Below are 8,060 nucleotides of genomic sequence, written 5' to 3' on the forward strand. Positions count from 1 at the left end.
CATTGCTCGGGCTGGACGCCTATTGCGCCGTGGTCGCCGAGGACACCCTGGCCGAGCCGATTCGCCATGACCTCGCCGACCGGCTGATGTCGCTCCTGGCGGCAGTCGAAACCGCGGATTGGGTGTGGTTCGAGGACGGGCTCACCTACGACAATGCCCGCCTGCCTCAAGCCCTGATCGTCACGGGCATATCGACCCATGCGCCCAGCTATGTCGATGCCGGCCTCAGGTCCCTGCGCTGGCTGATGTCACTCCAGACAACGCCGGCAGGCCTGTTCCGGCCGATCGGCTCGTCCGGGTTCGGCAGCAGGCGGGCACTGCCGCAGGCTTTCGACCAGCAGCCGCTGGAAGCCACGGCCACGATCTCGGCGTGCCTGGCGGCGTTGCGTGCCGATGGCGATGATGCCTGGAAAGCCGATGCGGCGCGCGCCTTCTCCTGGTTCCTCGGCGGCAACGACCTGTCCCTGTCCTTGGTCGACGTGGAGACGGGCAGCTGCCGCGACGGGCTGCATCCCGACCGGTTGAACGAGAACCGGGGTGGCGAGTCCGTCGTATCCTATCTTCTCAGCCTGTCCGAGATCCGGCAGGTCGCCCGCCTCAGCGGCGGCCGGGCGAAATTCGTGCCACGCCTGGCCTAGCGCCTCGAGATCCTGTTCAAGGGAGCCGACGACACTGCCGGCGCGATGCTGCGGTGGAGACTGCTTCCATCAACGTCACGGGCGGCCGGCGGCCCCAAGACAGGCAAGGATGGTTTCGACGACCCGCTTGGTTTCGTCGGGATCCCGCACCCGGATGGACACGACGCCCGCCTGCTTGGCCGGGTAATCGTTGCCACCAGGGAAGATGGCGTCGCCGACGAAGATCATGTCTTCGATGGGGATTCCAAGCGTCTCGCGAAGCTTCCTGATGCCGTAGGCCTTGTCGATGCCGGGCCGCGTGATATCGATGGATGTCGCGCCACCTATCCGAATGGAAAATTCGGGGATCAACGGCTCAACGATCGCCTTGATCTTCTTGCGCTTCGCGAAGTCGGGATCCCATGTCTTCTTATCTTCCAGCGGCGCCTCCTGCCCTAGGGCGGACAGGGTGATCTGGCTGCCGCGATCCTCGATCAGAGATCCCCAATGCCGTTCGGGCTTGAACCCGGATGTTTCGAGCGCCTGGTTCAACGCGCCGATGATCTTCTCCCGATCCGCGACGCTGAAATCCTCCGAATACAGTTTTTGCCAGGTGCCATCGAAGCGATAGAACTGCGTCCCGCAGGTCGGCAGAATGGAAAGATTGCCCAGAGGGGCACTTCCGGGAAGGCGGGACAGAACCTGCTGTTCGAATTGCGGCCATGCGCCGCCGGAGATCACGGCGACTTTGACGATCCCGAGCAACCGGCCCAAAAGCACCGCCATCTCCGCATCGAGAGGTGATTTGCTTTCGGCGAGCGTGCCATCGAGATCGAATACGGCGAGCGTCTTCATGATTGATCCGGCACGGCTATTTCCAGCAGCGTGACAGCGCCATCGGGTCGAAAACGACACGTCCCGATGGCTGCCGGCAGCAACATCACGGTGCCCTTTTCCATCCTGAAGTCAGTGCCGTCGTGCTCGATGTCTCCGCCACCGTCGACACACACCAGAACCCGGGGCGCGTTCTCGACGCCGACCGGGAACGGTGTCGCACTCCGAAGACGCCATAGGCGGAAATGGGAGCAATCAACCAGCCGCTCGCGCCTGGCCGACTGCATCACTTCGGCGATCGGCGCGACGGGTTCGATCGCGCCTTGTCTGAAATCGACGCAGGCCAGCGCCTGCTCCACCTGCAACGGGCGCGGGCGGCCCGTTTTTGCATCGATGTGGTCCCAATCAAAGAGGCGAAAGGTAATGTCGCTGTTTTCCTGGACTTCGAGCACGACGACGCCATCGCCCAGGGCGTGAACGACGCCGGCCTCGATGAGAATGGCCTGCTCGCGGACCGGCGCGAAGCTGGCCAGATGGTCTTCCACCGTCAGTGTCGAGAGCGTGCGCAAATCCGCGGCAGTCGTCCCGGCTTGCAGACCTGCGTAAACACAGCTTCCCGGTTCGGCCTCGAGAACCACCCAGGCTTCCGTTTTGCCGGTCTCACCCTTGGGGATCAGATCAGTCTTGTCGTCAGCCGGGTGCACTTGCACGGAGAGCATCTCATGCACGTCGAGAAACTTTAGCAGCAGCGGGAAGCGCTGGAATCGGGCCGCGAGATGACCGAGGAGCGACGTCGGCGAGAGCTCCATCACCTGAGCGATCGTCTGGCCCTTGAGCGGCCCGTCGGCGACGCGGCTGGGATGGTCGTCGCGATCGCTCAGCATCCAGGCTTCGCCGATCGGCCCGTCGCCGGGCAGCGATGTCTCCAGCCACTCTCCCAGGCGCCGTCCGCCCCAAAGCCGGTACTGGTAGATCGGATCAAATCGCAACGGATAGAGTGATGTCCCGGTCATGACGGCCGGCTGCGCCGCGGGCGGCGAGAGGTCCGCGAAGGGCGCCACGACCAGAATGTCGGCGTCGTCGATGATCGTCTCGGTGACCGGCTGCGCGGATGCCGGGATCGCCGTCTCCCGCCGCTCGTCCCGGGTGCCGCCGACCGGGCTCGGGCCGGCCGGTTTCGGATTGCCGAAATCTTCCATCGCTGGTGTCCCTGTCGCAATGAACGGGCACGAGGCGTCCATCGGGACAGCCTCGGGCGTTCCGTGACCGATCAGCAGCCGGACCACCGATTGGTGGAATGGATGATACCGGCCGGGCAAGCCGGCACGACAGTTTCGGAAACTACTCAGATCCGGACGGGGTCCACCGCGGCCTGGTTACCTGGAATGCCCATTCGAACGACGATTTCGCAGCTCGCGGAACGAGATCAGCCGCCCCTGCCCCTCGTCCCAAAGGGCAAGCGTCGCGCATTGCAGGCTCTGAACGAATGTCAGCCGACCGACGCCCGCCAGCTCCGGATGGTCCTCCAGCACTTGGCGCAGACGATAGAACGGGATTCGGCTGCACAGGTGATGCACATGATGCACGCCGATGTTCCCCGTAAACCAGGCGAGGACACGCGGCAACTCATAGTGCGAACTGCCATGAAGCGCGGCTTCATGGAAGTCCCACTTTCCCTGGTGTTCCCACCGCGTGTCCTCGAACTGGTGCTGGATGTAGAAGAACCAGACCCCGAGCGAGGCGGCGATCAGCAGCACCGGGCCTTGCACCAGCAGAAACGGCCAGACCCCGACAAGCCACACCATCAACAGGATGACGGCCGCGATGGACGCATTCGTTCCCATCGTACTGGCCCAGGGCTGTCCGCCAGCCCGAATGAGACCAAAGGGAAGGCGATGGTGCAGCAGGAACAGGTATGCCGGGACGAGGCCGAACATCACGATCGGATGGCGATAGACGATGTAGGCAAGGCGACCGCCGGCACCGAGGTCGAGGTATTCACTCACGGTCTTGGTGTCGATATCGCCGATGCCGCGATGGTCGAGGTTGCCGACGGCCGCGTGATGGATGGCATGGGTGCGGCGCCAGAAACCATAGGGCGTCAACGTCACGACGCCGATGATCCGCCCCGCCCAATCGTTCATGGACCGTCGACGGAAGAAGGCGCCATGTCCGCAATCGTGCTGAATCATGAAAAGGCGCATCAGGAACGCCGCGGTTGGCAGCGCGAGCAGCAATGTCAGCCAGTAGCCGATGCCGAGCGCAGCCCACATGACAGTCCAGAGCACCACGAACGGCACTGCCGTGACCAGCAATTCAAAAGCACTGCGGGCCGCGTTCGTCTCGCGATATCGGTTGAGAGCCTGGACTCCAGCCCTTGCATCGCCAACGGGAAATGTCATGTCTTTTGTCATCCGTCATCGACGCTTGCCGAGAGCTTCACCATCACGCGCCATCGGACAGGACGGCTGTATGCACGCGGTTCTGGCCATCCGATAGAAAAATCGGCGCTCGCAACCATAGTCATCGCAGGGTGAACATGGTCAGCCTCGGAAATCACTCAGGTGCCGGCGGCAAAGCTCAGGGAATGCCAGCCTTCCTCAGTGGCAATCAAACTCCATTTGATGATCGGATCGTCACAGCGAACCGATCGAGCCGTGGTTTGATCTGAGTAGATTCCGAAGCTTCCGCTGCCATTTCTCTCCCGGCTACGGTGCGTCTGGATTGATCCGCATCATATGTCGGACCGCGGCCCCTCACGCTCACACGTCGATCCCCGTCGGTCGAGCCCGCAGTGGCCGGGCAGCGGCACCAACACCCACAAGGACGCTCACCCATGTCGGCCATCACTGCCGCGAACGAGCGGAAATTCATCGCGACCATCGCTCCTTGTATCCCCGGTCTTCGCCGTTACGCGGTGCGTCTGACGCGAAACCATGCCGACGCCGACGATCTGATCCAGGACACTCTGTTCAGAGCGGTCCGCAAACTCGACCTGTGGCAGCCCGGCAGCAACATGATGGCCTGGCTTGTCGTGATGATGCGCCGGCTTTACCTGTCGAAGGTCACGACCGTTCAATCCCGGGCCGTCATGATCTCGATCGACGATTGGGATGTCGGCACGCCGCCGACACAGCTGGGGACCATCGAACTGCGGCAGGTTTCGGCGCGCTGGACGGCTCTTTCGAAGGAACACCAGGACATTCTGACCATGGTAGCCGTCGAAGGGGATTCTTACGTTGAGGCGGCTCGGCGACTGCAAATCCCGACCGGCACAGTAAGATCTCGGCTCTCGCGGGCTCGTGGATACCTCCGGGACGAGATGCGGACACAGCAGTGAGCCCCCCGGCCTGGGCCGGCGTCGACGAGTTGCCTCGGGATGTCAGCAAAAGGGACGAACCTGTCATCCGACCTCTGTCGAGAGAAGGCGGAGCTAGCACGCATAGATGTTCGCCTGATCGCCGTCTTGACGATCAAACCAACCGGCTCCTGGAGGGAAGCTGGGCGATGGCCGTTGATCAGCTCGAAGCAGCATGAGCATGGGACGATCGACCATCTTACGACGCTGACTGAGGTTCGGGTTGATCGAAGATCCCCTAGATCACCTTGAGGATGGCGTTCATACGTGTTGCCCCCCCTTGCCACCAAATGACAACCAATCGGCCTCGTGACGCATAGTCACTGAGGCTCGCACCACGATGTGCCGCCACGGTTCCTTAGCCTCTAAGGTTGAAGACCTTCCTCCAGCCATTTTTTTGCATTCTCATCGGTCACGGCTCCGAAGTCCCGCCAAGGCGGCCTGTATCGGCCGGAGAACCGAATCTCAAGCCAACGCGGCCAGTCACGATTGAAGGCGACACCTAGGTTCGGGGTGGTTGACCCTCGGCTGTTCGCATGGAATTCCAATCGCCAGGAATTAGGGATGTCGGCGAAGCGCACCATCTGCATCGTCTCCCAGAGAACGATCGGCACCCTGGCGCTCAGTTCCTCGCGTGTCATCTGGCTCATCCTCGGCCAGCTCCGATCCGCACTGCTATGCGTGATTGGCAATCGTGAACACGCCTCAGATCGTTGCCTCGTGCTCGGGAAGCGCGCTTGGCGGCCTCGAACCAAGTAACTGCCGTGGGCTCTCCCGGCCCTATGTATAACCCGCACGATGATTGGGCCTAATCTAGTAGCACTTGACCATCATCCCGATCACCATCAACCAACCGGCCAGCTTTCCACCGGCTCGGGTATCGGGCGTCGAGAACCGCCGCAGCCCGCTGCCGAGCTTCGGCTTCCGTCACGATAGGGGCTTTGGGGTCAAAGCGATCGTTGATGGTCGATAAGTGGCGCTCACCGCCGAGCCATGCGTAAATGCAAAACTGTCTCCTGTATTTTGTATACCAGATTTTATTGCACTCCGTCAGCGGTGCTGCCATATGTGCAGTGCAACACGAACGGCGAGCGGCCACACCGGCCGGGCCGGAATTCGACGGAGGACAGCTGCTATGATGACGTTTCTGGTGCTCGGCGCGGGCCTGGCCATGGTGGCGCTGGCCTACACCTCGGGCCGCCTGGCCACGGCGAATATGGGCCGGGCCCCGCTGGCGCTGCAGCCCGCCACCCGCTTCGGCGGCGAACCGCAGCCGGACGAATCCGAGGCCGCCGATCCGGCCTGGGCCAGCTTCATGCGGGCAATGTGAAGCCGACCAGACGACAAAGAAATAGGGAGGCGAGCGAGCCCGCCTCCCTGGGGTTAGTCTCAGGCGCCGGGAAACCCCCCGGCCGTGGTCTTCAGTTGGCGAGCCGCGGCTCCCCCTCAGGGGCGATGTCGGATTGTACCCGGGCCTGTTCGAGCGCCTTGGCCCGCATCGGCTTGAGCACGAACAGCGCCAGCACCGCCGCGATCAGGTTGACCAGCGCGGCGAAGATGAACACCACGTCCCAGCTGCCGAACTGGCTGACCGCTACATTGGCGAAGGGCACGACCAGCGACGCCGTCCCCTTGGCGGTGTATAGCAGCCCGGCATTGGTGGTGGCGTAGCGCGACCCGAAGGTGTCGCCGCAGGTCGCCGGGAACAGCGAGTAGATCTCGCCCCAGGCGAAGAACACCAGCGCGGTCAGGATCACGAACAACACCGGGTCCCGGCCGAATTCCATCAGCATGACGATGCCGACCGCCTCGAGGAAGAAGGCGATGAACATCGTGTTCTCGCGCCCGATATGGTCGGACACCCAGCCGAAGAACGGGCGGGTGATGCCGTTCAGCACCCGATCGAGCGACAGGGCGAAGGTCAGGGCCGGCATCGTCAGGCCGATCAGGCTGACCGGGGTGTCGCCGATCTTGAAGTCCGCCGCGATCGGAGCCAGCTGCGCCGTCGCCAACAGGCCGCCCGCGGCGACCATGACGAACATCGCATACATCACCCAGAACACCGGGCTCCTCAGCATCTCCGACGGGGCAAAATCGCGCCGGGTCTGCGCCAGCTTCGACTTGCCGACGACCGGCAGCTGACCCTTGGCCGGCGTCGCCAGCAGGAAGGACAGCAAGACCACCGCGCCGCCCTGGATCAGGCCGAAGGTCAGGAAGGTCGACTCATAGCCCGAGGATTTGATCATGTTAGCGATCGGCACGATGGTGATGGCCGATCCGGCACCGAAGCCGGCTGCCGTCAGTCCCGCAGCCAGGCCGCGTCGGTCCGGGAACCATTTCAGCGCCGCACCGACGCAGGTGCCGTAGACCGCGCCGGCACCGACACCGCCGATCGCCGCGGCCACGTAGAGCAGCACCAGCGAATCCGCCATCGAGTTCAATACCCAGGCGATGGCGCACAGCAGCCCGCCGATCAGGACCACGATTTTCGGCCCGAACTTGTCGACGAACCAGCCCTCGACCGGCACCAGCCAGGTTTCGGTGAGGACGAAGATGGTGAAGGCGACCTGGATCGAGGCCCGGCCCCATTGATGCGTCGCATCGATCGGGCCGACGAACAGCGTCCAGCCATATTGCATGTTGGCGACCATCGCCATGCAGACGATGCCGATGACGAGCTGGAGCCAGCGTCCGCCGGGTGGCCCCTTGGTCGCAGATGTGGATTGTGGAATCTGATTGGTCAGCATTTCCGTCCCAGTCCTTCGCATGTCGGTTGAGGCAACCCCATGGAATCGGAGGAGAACGGCCCGTGACGGACGCCATCGTCCTCGAGAAGGGGCGCACGAAACCCTTGGCCATTCGACCTTTGGTTACGCGATGCCGATGTGTGGATCGGCTGCCCCTCCCCTCGGTTATGTCTTTGTTTCAATCGGGGCCGTTATGGATCGACCCTCTGGCATACCAAATGCAGAACTACCGATACCAAAGAACGTTTCGACCGCGGTGACAAGCCGGAATCGTGGCTGCACCGCAGCATCTCGTGGCCTTATTCCGCCGCCCCGGCCAAAGCGGCCGTGCGGCCGTCGCGCAGCACCCGGATCATGGTGCGGCCCAGGGCAGCGGGGGATTCGGCGACGGCGATGCCGGCGGCCTTGAGCGCCTCGATCTTGTGGTCGGCGGTGTCGTGGCCGCCGGAGATGACGGCACCGGCATGGCCCATGCGGCGGCCCGGCGGTGCCGTGCGCCCGGCG

7 protein-coding genes and 2 pseudogenes are annotated in these 8,060 nt (G+C 63.3%); 3 read left to right on the forward strand and 6 right to left on the reverse strand.

Annotated features, from left to right (window positions below; translation table 11 throughout):
* Positions 1-638, forward strand: a pseudogene (locus tag AC3XYG_RS21180) (glycosyl transferase family 1); the annotation flags it as partial.
* A 75-nt stretch (positions 639-713) separates the two neighbouring features.
* Here AC3XYG_RS21180 and AC3XYG_RS21185 read toward each other — a convergent pair.
* The 3 genes from AC3XYG_RS21185 to AC3XYG_RS21195 all read right to left on the reverse strand — a co-directional run bounded on the left by AC3XYG_RS21185 (position 714) and on the right by AC3XYG_RS21195 (position 3,853).
* Positions 714-1,472: an HAD-IIB family hydrolase gene (locus tag AC3XYG_RS21185; protein WP_489141853.1), complete on the reverse strand. Its 759-nt coding sequence runs from the start codon at positions 1,470-1,472 to the stop codon at positions 714-716.
* Positions 1,469-2,650 carry a type I phosphomannose isomerase catalytic subunit gene (locus AC3XYG_RS21190; protein WP_489141854.1) on the reverse strand — a complete coding sequence of 394 codons (1,182 nt, stop codon included), beginning with the start codon at positions 2,648-2,650 and terminating at the stop codon, positions 1,469-1,471. The genes AC3XYG_RS21185 and AC3XYG_RS21190 overlap by 4 nt, the downstream gene beginning before the upstream one ends.
* Before the next feature lie 177 nt (positions 2,651-2,827).
* Positions 2,828-3,853: a fatty acid desaturase gene (locus tag AC3XYG_RS21195; RefSeq protein WP_489141855.1), complete on the reverse strand. Its 1,026-nt coding sequence runs from the start codon at positions 3,851-3,853 to the stop codon at positions 2,828-2,830.
* Positions 3,854-4,287: 434 nt separating this feature from the next.
* Here AC3XYG_RS21195 and AC3XYG_RS21200 point away from each other — a divergent pair, with 434 nt between their 5' ends.
* Positions 4,288-4,791: an RNA polymerase sigma factor gene (locus tag AC3XYG_RS21200; RefSeq protein WP_489141856.1), complete on the forward strand. Its 504-nt coding sequence runs from the start codon at positions 4,288-4,290 to the stop codon at positions 4,789-4,791.
* A gap of 383 nt (positions 4,792-5,174) precedes the next feature.
* Here the strand turns inward: AC3XYG_RS21200 and AC3XYG_RS21205 are convergent, their stop codons facing one another.
* Positions 5,175-5,450, reverse strand: coding sequence for a hypothetical protein (locus AC3XYG_RS21205; protein ID WP_489141857.1), 276 nt, complete (start codon positions 5,448-5,450; stop codon positions 5,175-5,177).
* Positions 5,451-5,944: 494 nt separating this feature from the next.
* On the opposite strand from AC3XYG_RS21205, the gene AC3XYG_RS21210 reads away from it, so the two are divergent.
* Positions 5,945-6,139: a hypothetical protein gene (locus AC3XYG_RS21210; protein ID WP_489141858.1), complete on the forward strand. Its 195-nt coding sequence runs from the start codon at positions 5,945-5,947 to the stop codon at positions 6,137-6,139.
* A 91-nt stretch (positions 6,140-6,230) separates the two neighbouring features.
* Here the strand turns inward: AC3XYG_RS21210 and oxlT are convergent, their stop codons facing one another.
* Both oxlT and AC3XYG_RS21220 read right to left on the reverse strand, forming a co-directional pair.
* Positions 6,231-7,556: an oxalate/formate MFS antiporter gene (gene oxlT / locus AC3XYG_RS21215; RefSeq protein ID WP_489141859.1), complete on the reverse strand. Its 1,326-nt coding sequence runs from the start codon at positions 7,554-7,556 to the stop codon at positions 6,231-6,233.
* Between the two features lie 299 nt (positions 7,557-7,855).
* A pseudogene (locus AC3XYG_RS21220) lies at positions 7,856-8,060 on the reverse strand (hypothetical protein); the annotation flags it as partial.

It is taken from the genome of Inquilinus sp. (assembly GCF_057815775.1).